16 protein-coding genes are annotated in these 20318 nt (G+C 76.8%); 12 read left to right on the top strand and 4 right to left on the bottom strand.

All coding sequences use genetic code 11. The features are described 5' to 3' along the window. The first annotated feature begins 27 nt into the window (after positions 1-27). The 6 genes from WJX68_RS08725 (at position 28) to WJX68_RS08700 (ending at position 8082) form a co-directional block, all read left to right on the top strand. Positions 28-3351, top strand: a complete 3324-nt coding sequence (locus WJX68_RS08725; RefSeq protein WP_340287837.1) for a translation initiation factor IF-2 N-terminal domain-containing protein — start codon at positions 28-30, stop codon at positions 3349-3351. Between the two features lie 181 nt (positions 3352-3532). Continuing rightward, positions 3533-3838: a 50S ribosomal protein L21 gene (gene rplU / locus WJX68_RS08720; RefSeq protein ID WP_340287835.1), complete on the top strand. Its 306-nt coding sequence runs from the start codon at positions 3533-3535 to the stop codon at positions 3836-3838. A gap of 12 nt (positions 3839-3850) precedes the next feature. Continuing rightward, positions 3851-4108, top strand: a complete 258-nt coding sequence (gene rpmA, locus WJX68_RS08715) for a 50S ribosomal protein L27 (RefSeq protein ID WP_340287834.1) — start codon at positions 3851-3853, stop codon at positions 4106-4108. A gap of 93 nt (positions 4109-4201) precedes the next feature. Then, positions 4202-5701, top strand: coding sequence for a GTPase ObgE (gene obgE, locus WJX68_RS08710; protein ID WP_340287832.1), 1500 nt, complete (start codon positions 4202-4204; stop codon positions 5699-5701). Positions 5702-5708: 7 nt separating this feature from the next. After that, positions 5709-6821: a glutamate 5-kinase gene (gene proB / locus WJX68_RS08705; protein WP_340287830.1), complete on the top strand. Its 1113-nt coding sequence runs from the start codon at positions 5709-5711 to the stop codon at positions 6819-6821. Positions 6822-6843: 22 nt separating this feature from the next. Next, entirely contained in the window at positions 6844-8082 is a 1239-nt protein-coding gene (locus WJX68_RS08700) for a methyltransferase domain-containing protein (RefSeq protein WP_340287828.1), read from the top strand. Between the two features lie 83 nt (positions 8083-8165). Here the strand turns inward: WJX68_RS08700 and WJX68_RS08695 are convergent, their stop codons facing one another. Then, positions 8166-8600: a nitroreductase/quinone reductase family protein gene (locus WJX68_RS08695; protein ID WP_340287826.1), complete on the bottom strand. Its 435-nt coding sequence runs from the start codon at positions 8598-8600 to the stop codon at positions 8166-8168. Positions 8601-8661: 61 nt separating this feature from the next. Continuing rightward, entirely contained in the window at positions 8662-10788 is a 2127-nt protein-coding gene (locus tag WJX68_RS08690; protein ID WP_422785674.1) for a RecQ family ATP-dependent DNA helicase, read from the bottom strand. 91 nt (positions 10789-10879) lie between these two features. Between WJX68_RS08690 and WJX68_RS08685 the strand changes: the two genes are divergently transcribed. The 4 genes from WJX68_RS08685 to WJX68_RS08670 all read left to right on the top strand — a co-directional run bounded on the left by WJX68_RS08685 (position 10880) and on the right by WJX68_RS08670 (position 17900). After that, positions 10880-11773 carry an AAA family ATPase gene (locus tag WJX68_RS08685; protein ID WP_340287822.1) on the top strand — a complete coding sequence of 298 codons (894 nt, stop codon included), beginning with the start codon at positions 10880-10882 and terminating at the stop codon, positions 11771-11773. 164 nt (positions 11774-11937) lie between these two features. Next, complete coding sequence (locus WJX68_RS08680; protein WP_340287820.1) at positions 11938-12828, top strand: serine protease; 891 nt, start codon at positions 11938-11940, stop codon at positions 12826-12828. Between the two features lie 145 nt (positions 12829-12973). After that, positions 12974-14416: a vWA domain-containing protein gene (locus WJX68_RS08675; protein ID WP_340287818.1), complete on the top strand. Its 1443-nt coding sequence runs from the start codon at positions 12974-12976 to the stop codon at positions 14414-14416. A 79-nt stretch (positions 14417-14495) separates the two neighbouring features. Continuing rightward, a complete protein-coding gene (locus WJX68_RS08670) occupies positions 14496-17900 on the top strand; it encodes an ATP-binding protein (RefSeq protein ID WP_340287816.1) in 3405 nt (1134 codons plus the stop codon). On the opposite strand, the gene WJX68_RS08665 is transcribed toward WJX68_RS08670, so the two are convergent. Beyond that, positions 17861-18535: a hemerythrin domain-containing protein gene (locus tag WJX68_RS08665; RefSeq protein ID WP_340287814.1), complete on the bottom strand. Its 675-nt coding sequence runs from the start codon at positions 18533-18535 to the stop codon at positions 17861-17863. The genes WJX68_RS08670 and WJX68_RS08665 overlap by 40 nt on opposite strands. Positions 18536-18714: 179 nt before the next feature. Between WJX68_RS08665 and WJX68_RS08660 the strand changes: the two genes are divergently transcribed. Next, complete coding sequence (locus WJX68_RS08660; protein WP_340287812.1) at positions 18715-19080, top strand: SPW repeat domain-containing protein; 366 nt, start codon at positions 18715-18717, stop codon at positions 19078-19080. A 71-nt stretch (positions 19081-19151) separates the two neighbouring features. After that, complete coding sequence (locus WJX68_RS08655; protein WP_340287810.1) at positions 19152-19703, top strand: TetR/AcrR family transcriptional regulator; 552 nt, start codon at positions 19152-19154, stop codon at positions 19701-19703. 12 nt (positions 19704-19715) lie between these two features. Here WJX68_RS08655 and WJX68_RS08650 read toward each other — a convergent pair. Beyond that, positions 19716-20318: hypothetical protein (locus WJX68_RS08650; RefSeq protein ID WP_340287808.1), on the bottom strand; the 603-nt coding region annotated here is incomplete at its 5' end.

The following is a 20318-nucleotide window of genomic DNA, read 5'->3' as shown; positions in this document are numbered from 1 at the left end:
CGAGGCGCCCGGGGGCGAAGGAGCTGAATGTCCGTGAACGACACGCCCGCCGGTGACACCGGCGGGCTCTCCGACCTGCCGGAGAAGATGCGGGTGCACGCCCTGGCCAAGCTGCTGGGCACCGCGAGCCGCGAGGTCCTGCAGGCACTGGCCGACCTGGGCCAGGAGGTCCGCAGCGTCCAGTCGAGCATCACCCGCGTGACGGCCGAGCAGGTCGTCGCCGCGCTGCGCCCGGCACCCGGCGGTGCCGACGGCGCGGGCAGCGCGGGCGGTGCGGCCGAGATCCCCGCCGAGCCGGCCGCGGCCGACCCGGCGGTGACCGAGGCGCTCGCCGTGCTCGAGATCGACCCCTCCGCCGACCCCGCCGCCGACGCCCCGGCCGCGGCGTTCGGGAGCGCCCCCGCCGGGCGGGAGGCCGCCCCGGCCCTCGCCCCGGTCTTCGCGGTCCCGATGTTCCAGGCCCCCGGCGCGACCGGCGCCCCGGCCGCCGAGGGCACCGACGGGGCGGACGGCTCCGAGGCGTCCGACGGCGAGGGCCGCAAGGGCCGTCGCGGGCGCCGTCGCAAGGACCGTGACGCGGAGCCCGCCGACGCCGCGGCGTCCGACACCACCGGCGGGTCCGGTGACGCCGGGTCCGACGCGCAGGACGGGTCCGACGGCGCCGACCGTGCCGACACCGGGGCCGACACCGGGGACGACGACGGTGACGACGACGGCAACCGCCGCCGCCGTCGCCGGGGCCGTCGCGGCCGCGGCCGCGGCAAGGGCGGCGAGGACGGCACCGACGACGGCACCGACGAGTCCGGCGACGAGGCCACCGACGGGTCCGCCGACGCCGCGGGCACCGACGGCGACGACGAGCAGGACTCCGCCGACGACGCGGGCGAGGCGTCGGACTCCGACGACCAGTCCGGCGGCGGGTCCCGCCGCCGGCGCCGCCGCCGTCGCCGCGGGGGGTCCGACGTCGAGGACCGCTCCGAGGACGACCCGCCGAACACCGTCACCCGGGTGCGCGAGGCGCGCAGCGACTCCGGCCCGTCGTCCGACGACCAGGTCCAGGGTGTCCGTGGCTCCACCCGGCTCGAGGCCAAGCGCCAGCGCCGCCGCGACGGCCGCGACGCCGGCCGCCGTCGCCCGCCGATCCTGTCGGAGTCGGAGTTCCTGGCCCGCCGCGAGTCGGTGGACCGCCAGATGGTCATCCGGCAGCGGTCCGACCGCACCGAGATCGGCGTGCTCGAGGACGGCATCCTCGTCGAGCACTTCATCACCGGCTCCGGCGCGGCCGGCCCGAGCATGGTCGGCAACGTCTACCTCGGCCGCGTGCAGAACGTGCTGCCGTCGATGGAGGCCGCGTTCGTCGACATCGGCCGCGGCCGCAACGCCGTGCTCTACGCCGGCGAGGTCGACTGGGACGCCGCCGGGCTCAACGGCAAGGCCCGCAAGATCGAGCAGGCGCTGTCCTCCGGCGACCAGGTGCTCGTCCAGGTCACCAAGGACCCGGTCGGGCACAAGGGCGCCCGGCTGACCACGCAGATCTCCCTCGCCGGCCGCTTCCTGGTCTACGTGCCCTCCGGCGGCGCCGCGGGCATCTCGCGCAAGCTGCCCGACACCGAGCGCAAGCGCCTCAAGGAGATGCTCAAGGAGATCGTCCCGGCCGACGCCGGGGTGATCATCCGGACGGCGTCGGAGGGCGTCTCGCACGACGCCCTGGAGCGCGACGTCCGCCGCCTGCAGGCGCAGTGGGAGGTCGTCAGGGAGAAGGCCGCCAAGACCGGCCCCGGCGCGCCCAAGGCACCCACGCTCCTCTACGAGGAGCCGGACATGCTGGTCAAGGTCGTGCGCGACCAGTTCAACGAGGACTTCTCGACGCTGATCGTGTCCGGCTCCGACGCCTGGGACACCGTCTCCGGCTACGTGTCCCACGTCGCGCCGGAGCTGACCGACCGGATGCACCGCCACACCGGCCCGACCGACGTCTTCACCGACCACCGCATCGACGAGCAGCTGCTCAAGGCGCTCGACCGCAAGGTGTGGCTGCCCTCGGGCGGCACGCTGGTGATCGACCGGACCGAGGCGATGACCGTCGTCGACGTCAACACCGGCAAGTTCACCGGGTCCGGCGGGAACCTCGAGGAGACCGTCACCCGCAACAACCTGGAGGCGGCCGAGGAGATCGTCCGCCAGCTCCGGCTGCGCGACATCGGCGGGATCATCGTCGTCGACTTCATCGACATGGTGCTGGAGGCGAACCGGGACCTGGTGCTGCGCCGCCTCACCGAGTGCCTGGCCCGGGACCGCACCCGGCACCAGGTCGCCGAGGTGACCTCGCTCGGCCTGGTCCAGATGACCCGCAAGCGGGTCGGCGGCGGGCTGCTGGAGCACTTCTCCACCACCTGCGAGCACTGCCGCGGACGCGGGGTGATCGTGTCCACCGAGCCGGCGGGCGAGCACCAGCACGGCGGCCGCAACGGCAACGGCTCCAAGGACGGCTCGAAGGACGGCGCGAAGGACGGGTCGCCGAACGGGGACCGGAACGGCTCCCACGCCGGCGCGTCGCAGAACGGGTCCCCGAACGGCTCCCAGAACGGTGACGGCGAGGGCGGCGGACGCCGCCGGCGCCGTCGCGGTGGCGGCGGCAACGCCGACGCGGGCAACGGCTCCGGCAACGGCTCCGGCAACGGGAACCCCGGCAACGGGTCCGGCGGTGGCAGCGGCCCGGCCGAGGACTCCGGCAGCGGCGGCGAGCGCGCGGTGGACACCGCGTCGGCCGCCGCGGGCGTCGCGGCCGTCGCCGCGCGCCGCGGTGCCCCCGGCGACGACGGCGCGGCCGCGGGGGACACCGGTGTGTCCGTGCCCGCCACGGCCGACACGACCGTCACCGACGCCGCACCCGCCCCCGAGCCGGCCGACGACGACACCGTCGTCGCCGAGCCCCGGGGCGCGCTGACCGGCTCGTCGGCCCCGGTGGCCGAGGCGACCCGCACGGTCCCGGAGTCCCCGGACGCCGTGGACCCCGTGGACGCCCCGGCCCCCGCCGCGGAGACCGCCGAGCCGGCGGCCGCACCGGCCGCGGAGACCCCGCAGACCGCGGAGACCCCCGTGACGGACGACGCCGGTCCGGCGCCGCGCCGTCGCCGGGTCAGCCGCTCCGCCGGCGCCCCCGTCCGCGGGGGCGACCCGGTGGTCATCACGACCGGCTCCGTGCCGGAGACGCCCGCGACGGAACCGGCCGGGGCGGGGGCGGCCACGGCCGTGCCCGCGCAGCCGGAACCCGGTGCGGTCGTCACCCGAACCCGCCGTCCGCGCCGGGCGGCGTCCCGCCCGGCGGGCCCGCCCCAGGACGGGGGGTGAGCGCGACCCCCGTCGGAGGACCTCCGGCGGGGTCGCGTACCCTTGACCGACAGAAGCCACGGCCCCGCGCGTCTCGTGCGAGTCGATACTGGGTAGTGGTGTGCGCGCCGGGACCGGCGCGAGCTGTGAAGACCCGAGCGCACCCGGTGCGCCCCCGATGTTCAGGAGTCGTGCGTCAGCGATGTACGCGATCGTCAAGACCGGCGGCAAGCAGTACAAGGTGGCCGTCGACGACGTGGTCACCGTCGAGAAGATCGACGGTGAGCCCGGCGCCGAGATCAGCCTGCCCGCCGTGCTGCTCGTCGACGGCGACCAGGTGACCACCGACGTCAGCGGCCTCACCTCCGCGGTGACCGCCACCGTCGTCGAGCACACCAAGGGTCCGAAGATCCGGATCCACAAGTTCAAGAACAAGACCGGGTACCACAAGCGTCAGGGGCACCGTCAGCCGCTGACGAAGGTCCAGGTCACCGCGATCGGCAAGTAAGGAGCCTGCGTCATGGCACACAAGAAGGGTGCGTCCAGCTCCCGCAACGGTCGCGACTCGAACCCCCAGTACCTGGGCGTGAAGCGCTTCGGCGGCCAGACCGTCAAGGCCGGCGAGATCCTCATCCGCCAGCGCGGCACCAGCACCCACCCGGGTGTGAACGTCGGGCGCGGTAAGGACGACACGCTGTTCGCCCTCGCCGCCGGGACCGTCGAGTTCGGTTCCAAGCGCGGCCGCAAGACCGTCAACATCGTGCCGGCCGAGGTCTGAGCGACCCGCCAGCACAGCGACGCCGACGGCGGGTCACCCCGGTAACCGGGGGGCCCGCCGTTCGTCGTGTCACCACCCGAGAGGAGCACCGTCATGTCCCGGTTCGTGGACCGCGTCGTGCTGCACGCGACCGCGGGAGCCGGGGGCAACGGCTGCGCCTCGGTGCACCGCGAGAAGTTCAAGCCGCTCGGCGGCCCCGACGGCGGCAACGGCGGCCGGGGCGGGTCGGTCGTGCTCGTCGTCGACCCGGGCGTGCACACCCTGCTCGACTACCACCACCGGCCGCGCGCCGTCGCGAAGAGCGGCACGCAGGGCCAGGGCGCGTTCAAGCAGGGCGCCAACGCCCCCGACCTGGAGCTGCGCGTCCCGGACGGCACCGTCGTGCTCGACCGGCGCGGCGAGGTCGTCGCCGACCTGGTCGGGCCCGGCACCCGCTACGTCGCGGCCGAGGGCGGCCGCGGCGGGCTCGGCAACGCCGCGCTCGCGTCGGCGGCCCGCAAGGCGCCCGGCTTCGCCCTGCTCGGCGAGCCCGGCGACGAGGTCGAGCTGACCCTGGAGCTGCGCAGCCTGGCCGACGTCGGCCTCGTCGGGTTCCCCAGCGCCGGCAAGTCCTCGCTGGTCGCGGCCATGTCCGCGGCCCGCCCGAAGATCGCCGACTACCCGTTCACGACGCTCGTGCCCCAGCTCGGCGTGGTCAGCGCCGGCGACGACACCTTCACCGTCGCCGACGTCCCCGGGCTGATCCCGGGCGCCGCCGAGGGACGCGGCCTGGGCCTGGAGTTCCTGCGGCACATCGAGCGCTGCTCGGTGCTGGTGCACGTCGTGGACTGCGCGACGTTCGAGACCGAGCGCGACCCGGTGTCCGACATCGAGGCGCTCGAGGCCGAGCTCGCCCACTACGCCGAGGCGCTGGGCACCAGCGCGCTGGGGGAGCGGATCGACCAGCGGCCCCGGCTCGTCGCACTGAACAAGGTCGACGTCCCGGACGCGGCGGACCTCGTCGACATCGTCCGCGACGAGATCGCCGAACGGTTCGGCTGGCCGGTGTTCGCGATCTCCACCGCCTCCCGCGCCGGGCTGCGGGAGCTCGGCTTCGCGATGGCCGAGCGGGTCGCGGCGGCCCGCGCCGCCCGTCCGGAGGCCGAGCCGAGCCGGATCGTGCTGCGCCCGCGCGCCGTCGACGACTCCGGGTTCACCATCGGCGCGGACCCGCAGATCGAGGGCGGTTTCGTCGTGCGCGGCGAGCGGCCCGAGCGGTGGATCCGCCAGACCAGCTTCGACAACGACGAGGCCGTCGGCTACCTCGCCGACCGGCTCGCCCGCCTCGGTGTCGAGGAGGCGCTGGCCAAGGCCGGGGCGCTCCCCGGCTGCCCGGTCACCATCGGCGACGTCACCTTCGACTGGGAGCCGTCCACCCCGGCCGGGATCGCGGCGCTGCTCACCGGCCGCGGTACCGACGTCCGCCTGGAGAACCACGAGCGCGTCGGTGCGGCCGAGCGCAAGCGCGCCCGCGGCGCACGCCGTGAGCACCTGTCCGACGCCGAGCTCGCGGCCGGTGCCCGCTACTCCTCGGACCACGAGATCGAGGAGTGAGACGGGCGTGAGCACCCGCGCCGCACTCGGTGCGGCGAAGCGGATCGTGGTCAAGGTCGGCTCGTCGTCGCTGACCAGCCTCACCGGCGGGCTCGACCCGGCCCGCCTCGACGCGCTCGTCGACGCCCTGATGACGCGCCGCGAGGTCGGCGCGCAGGTCGTGCTCGTCTCCTCCGGGGCCATCGCGGCCGGGCTCGCCCCGCTGCAGCTGCGCCGGCGCCCGCGGGACCTCGCGACCCAGCAGGCCGCGGCGTCGGTGGGGCAGCTGCTGCTCGCGCACGCGTACTCGGCGTCGTTCGCCCGGCACGGCCAGGGCATCGGGCAGGTCCTGCTCACCGCCGACGACATGATCCGCCGCTCGAACTACCGCAACGCCCAGCGCACCCTGGAGCGGCTGCTGCAGCTCGGGTCGCTGCCGGTGGTCAACGAGAACGACACCGTCGCGACCGCCGAGATCCGGGTCGGCGACAACGACCGGCTCGCCGCGCTGGTCGCGCACATCGTCGGCGCGGACGCGCTGGTGCTGCTCTCCGACGTCGACGGCCTCTACGACGGCCACCCGCGCGACCCCGGCACCTCGATGATCACCGAGGTGGACGACCCGGCCGAGCTGGCGGGGGTGAGCGTCACCCGGCCCGGGTCGGGCCTGGGCACCGGCGGCATGGCCACGAAGGTCACGGCGGCGGCGACGGCGTCGGCGGCCGGGATCCCGGTGCTGCTGACCTCCGCCGAGCGGATCGCCGACGCGCTGGTGTCCACCGAGGACGGTCCGAAGGTCGGCACCGCGTTCCGCGCCGCCGGCACCCGGATGAGCGCGCGACGCTTCTGGCTGCGCCACGCCGCCGACGTGCGCGGCGCCCTGGACCTCGACGCCGGCGCCGTCGAGGCCGTGCGCAGGCGGCGCCGTTCGCTGCTCGCGGCCGGGGTGCACGGCGTCTCCGGGGACTTCGACGCCGGCGACGTCGTCGAGCTGCTCGCCCCCGGCGGGCGGCCCGTCGCGCGCGGCGTCGTCTCCTACGACAGCAGCGAGCTGCCCCACATGATCGGCCGCCGGACCCGCGACCTGCCGCCCGAGCAGCGTCGCGAGCTGGTCCACGCCGACGACCTCGTACTGCTCTAGACGGACGCGGCACAATGCCCGCATGTCGGCCGACCGCGCCCGGTCCGCACTGGTCGCGTCCCTGGTCCGCGACGGCCGGGTACGCAGCCCCGCGGTCCGCGCGGCACTGGAGACGGTGCCGCGCCACCTCTTCCTGCCCGGGCTGAGCCACGGGCGCGCCTACGACGACGCCGCCGTCCCGATCAAGGTCGACGACGGCGTGACGGTCAGCTCGGTGTCGCAGCCGTCGATGGTCGCGATCATGCTCGAGCAGCTGGAGGCCGGGCCGGGACAGCACGTGCTGGAGGTCGGCGCGGGCGCGGGCTGGAACGCGGCACTGCTCGCCCGCCTGGTCGGCCCGGACGGCGCGGTGACCACGCTGGACATCGACGACGACCTCGTCGCCGGCGCCCGCGCGAACCTGGCCGCGGCCGGGTACGACCACGTCACGGTGGTGACCGGGGACGGGGCGCTCGGGTACCCGCCCGCGGCGCCCTACGACCGGATCGAGCTGACCGTCGGGTCGACCGGGATCCGGCCGGAGTGGGTGGAGCAGCTCGCCCCCGGCGGACGGCTGCTGCTGCCGCTCACCGTCCGCGGCAGCCAGCTGTCGGTCGCGTTCGACCACACCGCACCGGGACGGCTGTCGTCGCGGTCGGTGCGCAGCTGCGCGTTCGTGCGGCTGCGCGGCGCCGGCGCCGACCCGGGCGCGGAGATCGCGCTGCCCGGCGACGGCTGGCGGGTCCAGCCCGCCTGCCCCGACGGTGGCCCGGACGACGGCACCGACGGCACCGACGGCACCGCGGCCGTGCTCGTCCGCGCGGTCGCGGGGGAGGGGACCGACCGGCCCGCGGCGGCCGCGGGCTCGGGGGCCGACCTGTGGGACGGGCTCGGGCTCTGGTGCGCGCTCGCCGACCCCGGCACGGTGCGGCTGTTCGGCCCGGCCACCGGACCGGGGCCGGCGCTGTTCGACCTGGGCCGCGCCCGCGCCGGGCTCGGGTTGGTCGCGGGCGAGGGGTGCGCCCTGCTGCTCGCCGACCCGCCCGCGACCGTCCGCTCCTGCGGCCCGGACGGCGGCACCGCCGCCGCGCGGCTGACCGCGCTCGTCGAGGGCTGGGTGGCGGCGGGCCGGCCGCACGCCGCCGACCTGCGGATCGAGGCGGTGGTCCCGTCGCTCGCCCCGACGGCCGACGCCGCCGCGGCGGAGCTGGTCGCCACCGCCGGGACGGAGCTGGTCGACACCGCGGGGACGCGGCTGGCGGTGCGGTGGGAGCCCGGCTGAGCCCGTCGGCTCGGACCTGCTCGACGTCGACGTCCACCAGCCCGCCCCGCACCGCGGTGCCGCCGGACGGGACCAGCGTCGCGTCAGTCGCGCGGTTCCAGGTGCACCAGGGGGATCTCGCGGGTCGTGCTGCGCTGGTAGCCGGCGTAGTTGCGGTAGCGGTCGGTCACCTGCGGCCAGAGCCGGGCGCGTTCCTCGGGGTCGGCGATCCGCGCGCGCATGGGGGTGCGGGGGCCGCCCTGGACGGCGACCTCGACGTCGGGGTGGGCGCGCAGGTTCAGGAACCAGGCGGGGTGCTTGTCGTCGCCACCCCGCGACGCGACCACGACGTAGCTGCCGTCGCCGTGCAGCGGCGCGGTGAGCAGCACCGTGCGGGGTTCGCCGGAGCGGCGCCCGACCGTCGTCAGCTCGACCACCGGCATGCCCATCGCCGAGTGGCCGACCCGGCCGCCGGTGAGCCGGATCAGCAGCCGGTGCCCGGCGTTCATGGCCTTCAGGGCGAGATCGGGAGGGTTCATGCCCACAACTTACCCGCGGTAACCTCGATCGCCCAGGCCCGCGCGCCGGCGGTCGCGACCCTCAGCCCGCGACGGCCAGCACGAGCGGCAGCACCGACGGCGCCCCGGCCCGCCGTACCGCCCGGGCCGCGACGGTCATCGTCCAGCCGGTGTCCACGACGTCGTCGACCAGCAGGACCGGGCCGCCGACCCCGGACAGGTCGGGCAGCGCGTCGGTGTCGAGCGAGGCGTACACCGCGGCGAGGCGCTGGGCGGAGTTCTCCCGGGCCGCGGGGCGCTCCCCGGCCGGGGGGACGGTGCCCAGCAGCGGCAGCCGCCCGATCTCGGCGATCCGCCGCGCCAGGTGCTCGAGCTGGTGCGGGCGGGTGCGCGACCCGATGCCGACGACCCCGGCCGGGCGCGTCTCCCACTCCCAGCCGGCCAGCACCCGCACGACCGCGTCGAGCAGGTCGGAGCCGACCGGCGCGTCCTCGCCGCCCAGCAGCTCGCGCAGCCGGGTGCCCCACCCGATGTCGGACAGCCGCCCGACGGCGCGCCCGGACGCGGCCTGCTCGCCGGGGGCGATGCGACCGGACAGCGGGACCCCGATGTCCTTCATCCCCGACGGCCACATCTTGCGCGGCGCGACCTCGACCCCGGGGCGGGCGAGGCGCTCGGCGGCGGCCGCCTCGCCGTCGCCGGACACCTCGGCGGACCAGACGGTGCCGGTGCAGGTGTCGCAGCGCCCGCACGGGGTGGGGTCCGGGTCGTCGAGCAGGCGGCGCAGGAACACCAGCCGGCACTCGGTGGTCGCGATGTAGTCGAGCATCGCCTGCTGCTCGGAGCGGCGGGCCTCGTTCACCCGCTCGTGGCGCTCGGTGTCGTAGACCCACTCCTGCCCGGTCGCGACCCAGCCGCCCTTGACCCGCTTCGCCGCGCCGTCGGCGTCGAGGACCTTGAGCAGCATCTCCAGCCGGGTGCGGGACAGGTCGACCCGCGTCTCGATCGACGCGGTGGACTGCGGACGGTCCGACAGCACGGCCAGGGTCTGGCGGACCAGCGGCTCGGGCGGGAACGCGAGCGAGGCGAAGTAGGCCCAGATGTCGCGGTCCTCGCGGCCGGGCAGCAGCACGACCTCCGCCCGCTCCAGCGCGCGCCCGGCCCGGCCGATCTGCTGGTAGTAGGCCACCGGGGAGGCGGGCGCCCCCAGGTGCACGACGAAGCCCAGGTCGGGCTTGTCGAAGCCCATGCCCAGCGCGGACGTCGCCACCAGCGCCTTCACCCGGTTCTCCAGCAGGTCGGACTCGGCGGCCAGCCGCTCCTCCGGGTCGGTCCTGCCCGAGTAGGACCGCACCGCGAACCCGCGCTCGCGCAGGAACGCGGCCACCTCCTCGGCCGCCTGCACGGTCAGCGTGTAGACGATCCCGGCGCCGGGCAGCTCGTCGAGCTTGGCCGCGAGCCAGGCCAGGCGTCGCGCCGGGGTCGGCAGCGACACCACGGCCAGGCGCAGCGACTCGCGGTCCAGCGACCCGCGCAGCACCAGCGTGTCCTGCTGGTCGCGCCCCATGCCCAGCTGCTCGGAGACGTCGGTGACGACGCGGTCGTTCGCCGTCGCCGTCGTGGCCAGTACCGGGATCCCCGGCGGCAGCTCGGCGATCAGCGTGCGCAGCCGCCGGTAGTCGGGCCGGAAGTCGTGGCCCCAGTCCGACACGCAGTGCGCCTCGTCGACCACGAGCATCCCCGCGGACGCGGCGAGCCGCGGCAGCACCCGGTCGCGGAAGTCGGGGTTGTTGAGCCGCTCGGGGGAGACGAGCAGGACGTCGACGTCGCCGTTCGCGATGTCGGCGTAGACCGCGTCCCACTCGTCGGCGTTGGCCGAGTTCACCGTGACCGCGACGATGCCCGAGCGGATCGCGGCGTCGATCTGGTTGCGCATCAGGGCCAGCAGCGGCGACACGATGACCGTCGGCCCGGCGCCCTGCTCGCGCAGCAGCGCCGTGGCGACGAAGTACACCGCCGACTTGCCCCAGCCGGTGCGCTGCACGACCAGCGCGCGGCGGTGCCCGGCGACGAGCGCCTCGATGGCGGTCCACTGGTCCTCGCGCAGCCGCGCGCCCTCGCCGGCCAGCTGCTGCAGGACGGTCTCGGCGCGCTCGCGCAGGCCGGTGGTCGACGAGTCGGGCCGGGCGGCGGTGGTCATGGGAGCCATGGTGGACCCGACCCCCGACAGTCCCGCGACGCGGGTCGGCCGGCTGTGACCCGGGCCACCCGTCCCACGCGCGGCAGCTCCGGAGGGCAGGATGATCGCCGTGTCCCCGGAGAACGCCGCCCACCAGCCCGTCTTCGGCTCCGTCGCGGACGTCACCGCACGCCTCGGCGACGCCGGCTACCTGGCCTCCACCGCCGTCGCGACGACGGTGTTCCTCGCCGACCGGCTCGGCAAGCCGCTGCTCGTGGAGGGCCCGGCCGGGGTCGGGAAGACCGAGCTGGCCAAGGCCGTCGCGCAGGCCGCCGCGGCCGGTCTCGTCCGCCTGCAGTGCTACGAGGGCATCGACGAGGCCCGCGCCCTCTATGAGTGGAACCACGCCAAGCAGCTGCTGCGCATCACCGCGGGCCAGGGCCAGGAGAACTGGGACGCGACCCGCGACGACGTCTTCTCCGAGGAGTTCCTGCTCCCGCGCCCGCTGCTGACCGCGATCCGGCGCACCGACCCGACGGTGCTGCTCATCGACGAGATCGACAAGGCCGACGTCGAGGTGGAGGGGCTGCTGCTGGAGGTGCTGTCGGACTACCAGGTCTCCATCCCCGAGCTCGGCACCGTCACGGCGGTCCGCCGCCCGTTCGTGCTGCTGACCTCGAACTCCACCCGCGAGCTGTCCGAGGCGCTCAAGCGGCGCTGCCTGTTCCTGCACCTGGACTTCCCCGACGCCGACCTCGAACGCCGCATCGTGCTGACCCGGGTGCCGGAGCTGACCGAGCAGCTCACCGACGCGCTGGTGCGCACGGTGCGGGTGCTGCGCGCGATGGAGCTGCGCAAGGCCCCCAGCGTCGCCGAGACGATCGACTGGGGCCGCACGCTGCTCGCACTCGGGCTCGACACCCTCGACGACGACGCCGTGCGCGCCACCCTGGGCGTCGTGCTGAAGCACCGCAGCGACGCCGACAAGGCCGCCGCGGAGCTGCGACTGAACTGAACGGTCGTGCCCGATCGGCCGACCGGGCGTCAAGCAACACGCCCCGATGGAGTGAAGATCGGATCGACTCCGGTACCCGGCGTAACCACCGGGCCCACTCGCGAGTTGATCCCGATGACCGAGGTCGCGCCACGCGACCCCCCGCTCCCCGGAGGCCGACGCCGATGACCGCCGTCCCGGACACCGACCGGACCCCCCGTCTGCGCCGCGGCCTGCTGCGCGCGGGACTCGCCGGCGCCGCCGTGCTGACGCTCGGTCTCGCCGCGACCGGCACCGCCGCCGCGCAGGACGGCCCCGGGTTCGCCCCGGCGGACACCGCGACCGTGCACCCGGGCGTCATGACCGAGACCGACGGCGGCCAGTGCACCGCGAACTTCGTCTTCACCGACGGCGGCGCGGTGTTCCTCGGGCAGGCCGCGCACTGCGCCGGCACCGGCGGGTCGACCGAGGTGAACGGCTGCGAGGCCGGGTCGCTGCCGCTGGGCACCCCGGTCGACGTCGAGGGCGCGCAGAACCCGGGCCGGCTCGTGTACTCGTCCTGGCTGACCATGCAGGAGCGCGGCGAGACCGACCCGGACGCCTGCCAGTACAACGACTTCGCCCTGGTGGAGCTCTCGCCCGCGGACGTCGCGCGGACCAACCCCTCGGTGCCGTTCCACGGCGGCCCGACCGGTGTCGACCCGGACGGCGTCGGCGCCGGCGAGGTCGTGTTCGGCTACGGCAACTCCTCGCTGCGCCAGGGCGTGCGCGCGCTGAAGCCCAAGACCGGCACCACCACCGGCACCCAGGGCAACGGCTGGACGCACCTGGTCGCGACCGTCACCCCGGGCATCCCGGGCGACTCCGGCTCGGGCTACCTGTCCGCCGACGGGCGCGCGCTGGGCCTGCTGTCCACGCTGAACCTGCTGCCCGCCGCGGGCACCAACGGGGTGTCGGACCTGCGCCACGTCCTGGACTACGCGAACGGCCCCGGCGGCTACGACGGCGCGCTGCGCCTGGTCACCGGCGACCGGCCGTTCACCCCGAACCTCGTTCCGCTCGACCCGGGTGCCTGACCCGGCCCGAAACCCCCGCGGTGTGGGACCGCGGTGATCGACGGCGTCCCGGTCGCGGCTCGGCGGCACGACCGGGACGCCGCCGTCGTCGTCGGGGCGTCGCGCGGGGTGGGCCGCAGCGCCCCCCGTCGCGCATGATGGTCCGGTGAGCACCCCGCCCGCCGCCGCACTGGCCCCCGAGCACGGCCTGCCCGGGCACCTCGTCGACTTCGTCGCGGCGCTGCGCCGCCACGAGGTCGCGGTCGGCCCGGGGGAGACCGTCGACGCGGCCCGCGTGCTGGGCGCGCTGGACCTGCTGCACCGCGACCAGCTCCGCGAGGGGCTCGCGGCGGCGCTGCTGCGCCGGTCCGGCCAGCGAGACACCTTCGACGCCCTGTTCGACCTGTGGTTCCCGCCCGCGCTCGGCGCCGGGGTGTCCGACGTCGACGTCCCCCGCATCGACGACGAGTCGGGCGAGGGCACCGGGCCGGTCGACGTCGACGCGCTGCGCGAGATCCTCGCGGACCTGCTGCGCGACGGCGACGAGGAGACCCTGCGCGAGCTCGCGCGCGCCGCCGTCGACGCGATCGGCACCTCGGGGGCGGCCGGGCAGGGTGTGCGCGGGCAGACCGCGCGCCCGAACTGGTCGGCCTACCAGGCGCTCAACGCGCTGTCGCCGGAGACGCTGCTGGCCCGGATCCTCGACGGGCTCCGCCAGGAGGGCGACACCGACTTCGTCTCCGAGGTCCGCCGCCGCGAGATCCGCGACCGGATCGCCCGCTTCCGCGACGTCGTCCGGGAGGAGGTGCGCCGCCGCACCGCCGAGCAGCGCGGCCGCGAGCAGGTCGCCCGGTCCACCACGCCGACCCAGACCGACCGGGTCGACTTCCTCACCGCGAACGCCGCCCAGCTCGCCGACCTGCGCCGCACGGTGCAGCCGCTGGCGCGCCGGCTCGCGGCGCGGCTGGCCGCCCGGCGCCGCCGCGCGAACCGGGGGCGGCTGGACCTGCGCCGCACGCTGCGCCGGTCGATGTCCACCGGCGGGGTGCCGATGGACCCGGCCCACCGCGTCCGGCGTCCCGGGCGCCCCGAGCTGGTCGTGCTCTGCGACGTCTCCGGCTCGGTCGCCGGGTTCAGCCACTTCACGCTGCTGCTCGTGCAGGCGCTGCGCGAGCAGTTCTCCCGGGTCCGGGTGTTCGCGTTCATCGAGCGCACCGACGAGGTCACGCACCTGTTCGAGCCCGGCGCGGAGCTGTCCGGGGTGATGGCGCGGGTGCTGCGCGAGGCCCGGCTCACCGCCTTCGACGGGCACTCCGACTACGGCAGCGCGTTCGGCGACTTCCTCGAGCACCACGGCGACGCGCTCACCCCGAAGGCGTCGCTGCTCGTGCTGGGCGACGGCCGCACCAACTACCGCGACCCGAACCTGCGTGCGCTGGGCATGATGGCCGGCCGGGTCCGCAACGCGCACTGGCTCAACCCCGAGCCGCGTCGCAGCTGGGGCTCGGGCGACTCCGCCGCCGTCCGCTACGGCGGGGTGCTCCCGATGCACGAGTGCCGCACCGCCGCCCAGCTCGCCGACGTGGTGCAGGCGCTGCTGCCGGTCTGAACCGCGGATGACGCCGGCCGGTCCGCGCCGCGGGCACGGACGGCTGACTGCGGTGGCCGGGACGTTCTAGATTGCCAGGATGCGTGAGGTCACGGTCCGGGTCCTCGGCCCGCTCCGCGTGACGGCAGGCGGCGCCGCCGTCGAGGTCGGGTCGGGCCGCCGCCGTGCGCTGCTGGCCCGCCTCGCCGCGGCCGGCGGCGAGGTCGTCGCCGTCGACACCCTGGTCGAGGACCTCTGGCAGGGTGCCCCGCCCGCGCAGGCGCACGGGGGTCTGCAGGTGCACGTCTCCCGGCTGCGCCGGGTCCTGGAGCCGGACCGCCCGCCACGGTCCGCGCCGACGGTGCTGGTCAGCGCCCCGCCCGGGTACGCGCTCGCGCTGCCCCCGGACGACCTGGACGCCCGCGCCTTCACCGCCCTGCTGGACCGGGCGGCCGCCGCGGACCCGGCGGGCGCCGACACACTGCTGGGCCGGGCACTCGCGCTCTGGGACGGCCCCGCCTACGCCGAGTTCGCCGACGCCGGCTGGGCCCGCGCCGAGGCCACGCGGCTGCACGAACTGCGCCGGCTCGCCGTCGAGCGGCGGGCCAGGGCGCGGCTGGCGCAGGGGCGGGCCGACGCCGTCGTCCCCGACCTGCAGACGGTGGTGGCGGAGCACCCGCTGCGCGAGGACGCGGTCGGGCTGCTCGCCGTCGCCCTGTACCGCTGCGGGCGCCAGGCCGAGGCGCTCGCGGTCGTGGCCCGCACCCGGCGGCGGCTCGCCTCCGAGCTGGGCGTCGACCCGGGGCCGGGGCTGCGTGCGATCGAGGCCGACGTGCTGGCCCACCGCGATCCCGGCGGCACGGCCGCGCCCCTCGCCCCCGCCGTCCGGGCCCCCGACGCGCCCCCGGCACACCCGCATCCGGCTGCGCCGCCCGCCGTGCCCGCGCCGGCCGGACCCACGACGGGCGGTGCCGCCGCCTCCCCGGTCCCGGCCGCCCCGCCACTGTTCGGCCGCGCCGCGGAGCGGGACCGGCTCGCCGCCGCCGCGGCCCGCGCCCGCTCCGGCGCGCAGCTCGTCCTGGTCTCCGGCGACGCGGGCGCGGGCAAGTCCGCGCTGCTCGCGGCGTTCGCCGCGGACCTCGCCGCCGACGGCTGGACGGCCGTCACCGGCCGCTGCCCGGAGATCGACGGCGCCCCGCCCGCCTGGGCGTGGCGGGAGGTCGTCGACGGGCTGCTCGCCGTGCACGACCCGCCCGCGGAGGTCCGCGAGCAGCTGGGCCCGCTGCGCTCCCCGGCCGGCCCGGGCGACGCGGAGGCCACGTTCTGGCTGGCCCGCGCCGTGGTGGAGCTGATGGTCGCCGCGGCACGCCCGCTGCTGCTGGTGCTCGACGACCTGCACCGCGCCGAGTCCGAAACCCTCGCCCTGCTGCGTGCGGTCGTCGCCGGGGCGGCCCGGCTGCCGGTGCTGGTCGCGGCCGGGCTGCGTCCGGCCGAGACCGGCCCGGAGCAGGCGGCGGCGCTCGCCGCGCTGGCCGAGCCGACCGCGGACCGGGTCGAGCTCGCCCCGCTGGCCGTCGCCGACGTCGCGGGCCTGCTCGCCCGCCACGGCGTGCCCGCGGCGGCGCCCGAGCTCGTCGCGCGGGTCGCCGAACGGACCGGCGGGAACCCGCTGTTCGTGCGGGAGCTGGCTCGTCTCGTCGCGGCCGAGGGCCCCTCCGCCGCCGACGACGCCGTCCCCGCCGGGGTGCGCGAGGTACTGCGCCGACGGCTGTCGCGGCTGCCCGCCACCACCCGTACCGCGCTGGCCCGCATCTCGGTGCTCGGCCGCGACCTCGACACCGACGACGCCCTCGACCTCGCCACCACCCCCGACGGCCCCGACCCGCTCGACGCGCTGGAGCCCGCGGTGCTCGGCGGGATGCTCGTCGAACCCGCGCCGGGCCGGCTGCGCTTCTCCCACGACCTGGTCCGCGACACCCTCTACGGCGACGTGCCCCGGCTGCGCCGCGCCCGCCTGCACGCCGCGGCCTGGGAGATCCTCGCCCGCCGCCGCCCCGACGACCCGGTCCCGCTGGCCCACCACGCGCTCGCCGCCGGTTCGGCGGTCGAGCCGGCTCGTGCCCTCGGCCCGGTGCGCGACGCCGCCGCCGCGGCCGCCGGGTTCGGCGCCCACCGGGAGGCCGCCCGCCTGTACGCGGGCGCCGTCGCGCTCGCCGAGCGTGCCGGTGCGGGGCCCGGCGACGAGCTCGACCTGCGGTGCGCGCTCGTCGCCGAGCTGATCCGCGGTGGCGACGGCAGCACCGCCCTGACCGAGCGCTCCGCGGCCGTCGCGCGGGCCCTCGCCGTCGCCCCGCACCGGCTCGGCGCCGCACTGACCAGCCTGGACGCACCGGTCAGCTGGACCATCCGGCCCGGCCAGAACATCGACGCCGAGCTGATCGGACTGCTGGAGGCCGAGCTGGCCGCCACCCCGCCCGGGGACACCGCGCACCGGGTTCGGCTGCTCGTCGCCCTGGTGCTCGAGGTCGAGGGCCACGACGACGAGCGCGTCCGCTCCGCCTCGGCCGAGGCGATGGCACTGACCGCGCCCGGCACGGCCGGTGCGGCCGACCCGCTGCTGCGCTGCCGCGCGCTCAACGGACGCTTCTTCGCCGTCCTCGCCCCGGACCTGTGGCACGAGCTCGCGGCGGTGGGGGCGGAGCTGGCCGAGCTGGGCGCGCGCGCCGGGCACGCCGGCTACCGCACCCAGGCCCACCACCTGCAGCTGATGGTCGCCGCCGGCGCGCACGACCTCGACGCCGCGTCGCGGCACGCGGAGGCCGCGGTCGCCGGGGCGCCGGGCGGGCAGCTGGAGTTCACGCTCGGCTGGGCCGAGATCTTCTCCGCGCTGCGGGCGCTCGTCGCGGGCGAGCTGGACACCGCGGAGGCCCGCTACACCGCGCTCGCCACCCGGCTGGCCGGCGCCGGGCAGGTCAACGGCGCGCTGATGGGGCTGCTCGGACGCTTCGCCGTCCGGCACGCCCAGGGCCGTCTCGGCGAGCTCGCCCCGGAGCTCGACGCGCTCGCCCCGCAGCTGCCGCCGACCTTCGGTGACTTCCTCGCGCTGGCGCACCTGCACGCCGGTGACCCGGAGCGGGCCCGCGCGGTGTGGGCGCCGGACGCGGAGCTGGCCCGCAGCTACTACTGGCTGATCTGGACGTGCGTGCGCGCGCAGGTCGCCGTCGGGCTGGGCGACCGGGCGGTCGCGGCGGACTGCCGCGACGCGCTGCGGCCCTGGACGGGGTCGGTGGCCGGGCTGTCGTCGGGCACGATCGCACTCGGGCCCACCGACCTGGTCCTCGCCGAGCTGGAGGGGCTGCTCGAGCACGACGGCGGCGCGCGGGAGGACCACCTGCGCGAGGCCGCCCGCGTCGCCGCGGAGCTGGGCGCACCGCACTGGTACGAGCGCGCCCGGCGCGCCGCCGGTCAGGGGGTCCCGAACACCAGCGCGCAGCGGCGCCGGTAGCCGCTGCGCAGCACCCGCTCCATCAGCCCGATCATCGGGCCGGCCTCGCGGCGCATCCCCGCCCACTCCTCGGGTGTGGTCACCTCGATGATGCGCGGCAGCATGAACCGCAGGCCGGGCCCGGACTTCTGGACCTGCGCGACGACGGCGTCCCACTCCGCGGCGGGCACGTGGCGCTCGATCACCGGGAACAGGTCGCGCTCCTCGGCGTCGAGGTGCTCGTCGATCTCGTCGCGGACGGTCGCGAGCCGGTCGCCCAGCACCGCGGCCGCCGCGCGCCGGCCGGCCCCCTCCGGTGCGGCGACGACCGCGGCCGCGGCCGTGCGGACCCCGGCCAGCAGCGGGTCGAGGCGGCCGTGGTCGTCGCTCAGCTCGTCCAGGTCGACCGCGTGCCCGGCGTGGCGGGCGATCACCGGCCAGGCGATGTCGTCCTCGGCCGTGTGGTGGCCGTGGATCTCGTGCTCCAGGTGTCCCAGCCACACCTGCAGCGCACGGGCCCGGCGGTCCGGGCAGGGGACGCCGCCGGCGACGGCGCGGGCGGCGTCGGTGAGCCGGTGCAGATCGGTCCGCATGACGCGGTGGGCGAGGGTGATGCCGACGAGGTCGGCGGTGCGGGTGTCGCGGGCGGTGGCCACCGGGTGCTCCAGGGGGTCGTACGGGGTCGGACTCGGACGGTGGCCACCGTGCGCCGGTCCGCCGACGGGTCACTTGCACCTCGCTTGACCCCCGGGCCGAACGGCCTTGACCGGCCGGCCAGTCAAGCGTAGACCGGAGGTGTCCCCCACAGGGAATCGACAGGAGAAGGTGACCGACGATGGCTGGGACGTCTCGGACGTGGCAGCGGTGGCAGGACTGGGCCGCTCTCGTGATCGGAGTGCTGACGGCGCTGTCGCCCCTCGTGACGACGACGGACGCCGCCGCCGCGTGGACGATGGTCGTACTGGGCGTGGTGCTCGCCGCCGCGTCGCTCTGGTCGCTCGCGGTACCGGGCTCGGTCGCGAGCGAGTGGGTGCACGGCGTGCTCGGCGTGCTGCTGTTCCTCGCCCCCTGGGTGATGGGCTACAGCGCGCTGGCCGGGGCGTCGTGGACGTCCTGGGTGGCGGGCGTGCTCGCGGCCGTCGTGGCGGTCTCGGCACTGCCCGCGGCGAACGCGGAGCACCGCACCCTCGCCGCACGCTGAGCACCGGTACGGACGGGGGCCGCGACCCGGCGGGGTCGCGGCCCCCGCCCCGACCGGGGGAGGATCGGGCCGTGGCAGCACCCCCCGACCCGGACGTGCCCGCCCGCGAGCGCATCCTCGACGCGGCCGAGCAGCTGTTCGCCGCACACGGCTTCGACGCCACCCCGACCTCGCGGATCGCCGGTCTGGCCGGGGTGCCCAAGGGGCTCGTGCACTACTACTTCCGCCGCAAGCCGGACCTGCTGGAGGCGCTGGTCGAGCGGCTGCCGCACCCGGTGCGCGGGGCGGACGTGGCCGTGGCCGGCGACGTCCTGGCCGGGCTGCGGGCCCTGGTCACGGCGCTCGACCGGGCGCTGGACGGCTCGGCCGTCCTGTCGCACCTGCTCTGGCGCGAGGCCGACACCCACCCCGCCGTGCGGGCCGCGCTGCAGCGGCGCACCGGCGAGCTGGAGGACGCGGTGCACGAGGTCCTCACGACCGGCGGCGGGGCCCCCGGGCGCGTCCGCGGCGCGGCGCGGCTGCTGGCCGCGGCCATCGGGCACCGGCACGCGCTGGCCCGCCACGCCGACGACGCGCCCGCCGACATGGAGGCCGAGCTCGCGTTCGTGGCCGACGGCCTCTGAGCGGCGGGCCGGTCACGGCCAGGGGCGCCACGGGGTGCCGGTGTGCTCGAACCGCGGGACGGTGTGGCGGCGGTCCGCGGCACGGTGCAGCGCGTGCGCCGCCCAGGTCCGCCACCCCACCAGCGCCAGCACGACGACGATCAGCGCCGCCGTCGCCGGTCCGGCCCAGCCGAGCGGGCCGCTGGCGTTGACCGCGGCGGTGACCAGCGGGCCGAGCAGCGCGAAGACCGCGCCGGCGACCTGCGGGACCCGGGCGTCGGCCAGGACGTCGACGGCGATCAGGCGGCGCTGCTCGCCGTCGGGGGTGCCGCCGGAGCGCAGCACCCGGCGGGCGGCGGCGCGGTCGGCGACCAGGCCCATCTCCGGTCCGCGCGCCGGCGCCACCCGGGTCGGGACGCGCGACGCCGACAGCCAGAGCAGCACCACGCCGACCAGGCTCAGCACCCCGCCGGTGACGATCGCGGCGAGCAGGTGGTCGGCCCGGGCGTGCACGTCGGTGGTGATCGAGTAGACGACCCCGAACCAGGCGAGGGCGACTCCGGCGCCGATCCGCCCGAGCACCACCGCGCGGGTCGAGGGCGGCCGCACCGTGGGCCACGCACCGCCGGCGGTGGC

Source organism: Pseudonocardia spirodelae, assembly GCF_037727765.1.
Taxonomy (GTDB): domain Bacteria; phylum Actinomycetota; class Actinomycetes; order Mycobacteriales; family Pseudonocardiaceae; genus Pseudonocardia; species Pseudonocardia spirodelae.
The sequence above is the reverse complement of the archived record's forward strand: the minus strand, read 5'-3'. Positions and strand labels throughout refer to the sequence as shown.

Excerpts from the sequence above, each read along its gene's own strand:
- WJX68_RS08670 (WP_340287816.1), top strand. The coding sequence starts at position 14,496 with ATGCGTGAGGTCACGGTCCGGGTCCTCGGCCCGCTCCGCGTGACGGCA.
- rpmA (WP_340287834.1), top strand. The coding sequence starts at position 3,851 with ATGGCACACAAGAAGGGTGCGTCCAGCTCCCGCAACGGTCGCGACTCG.
- WJX68_RS08690 (WP_422785674.1), bottom strand. The coding sequence starts at position 10,788 with ATGGCTCCCATGACCACCGCCGCCCGGCCCGACTCGTCGACCACCGGC.
- WJX68_RS08725 (WP_340287837.1), top strand. The coding sequence starts at position 28 with ATGTCCGTGAACGACACGCCCGCCGGTGACACCGGCGGGCTCTCCGAC.
- obgE (WP_340287832.1), top strand. The coding sequence starts at position 4,202 with ATGTCCCGGTTCGTGGACCGCGTCGTGCTGCACGCGACCGCGGGAGCC.
- WJX68_RS08685 (WP_340287822.1), top strand. The coding sequence starts at position 10,880 with ATGATCGCCGTGTCCCCGGAGAACGCCGCCCACCAGCCCGTCTTCGGC.
- WJX68_RS08660 (WP_340287812.1), top strand. The coding sequence starts at position 18,715 with ATGGCTGGGACGTCTCGGACGTGGCAGCGGTGGCAGGACTGGGCCGCT.
- WJX68_RS08680 (WP_340287820.1), top strand. The coding sequence starts at position 11,938 with ATGACCGCCGTCCCGGACACCGACCGGACCCCCCGTCTGCGCCGCGGC.
- rplU (WP_340287835.1), top strand. The coding sequence starts at position 3,533 with ATGTACGCGATCGTCAAGACCGGCGGCAAGCAGTACAAGGTGGCCGTC.
- WJX68_RS08695 (WP_340287826.1), bottom strand. The coding sequence starts at position 8,600 with ATGAACCCTCCCGATCTCGCCCTGAAGGCCATGAACGCCGGGCACCGG.
- WJX68_RS08700 (WP_340287828.1), top strand. The coding sequence starts at position 6,844 with ATGTCGGCCGACCGCGCCCGGTCCGCACTGGTCGCGTCCCTGGTCCGC.